Source organism: Streptomyces sp. NRRL F-2664, from assembly GCF_000719345.1.
Taxonomy (GTDB): domain Bacteria; phylum Actinomycetota; class Actinomycetes; order Streptomycetales; family Streptomycetaceae; genus Streptomyces.
Map to the genome: position 1 here is coordinate 1 of NZ_JOFX01000469.1, position 314 is coordinate 314.

1 pseudogene is annotated in these 314 nt (G+C 68.8%); it reads left to right on the forward strand.

From position 1 onward, the window contains the following. Positions 1–314, forward strand: a pseudogene (locus IF89_RS48955) (IS630 family transposase); the annotation flags it as partial.

Here is a 314-nt window from a genome sequence, read left to right on the forward strand (position 1 = left end):
ACCCGGGGCCGGCGCGGACACACCCCCGTCACCCGCGTCCGCGGTCGCTCCCGCCGCCGGACCTCGGTCGCCGCGCTGTGCTGCTACAAATCCGGAGAGAAGAGCCGTCTCATCTACCGGCCCGCAACCATCTCCTGCCCAAGGGCGCCGCAAGAGCTTCTCCTGGCAGGACTACCGCGACCTGCTGGTGAGGGCCCATATCCAGCTCGGCGGACCGTGGTGATTTGGGACAATCTCAACACCCACCCGGCCGCCGGGCTGAAGCGGTATGAGGCCGAGCACGACTGGCTCACCACCATCCGCCTCCCGGCATA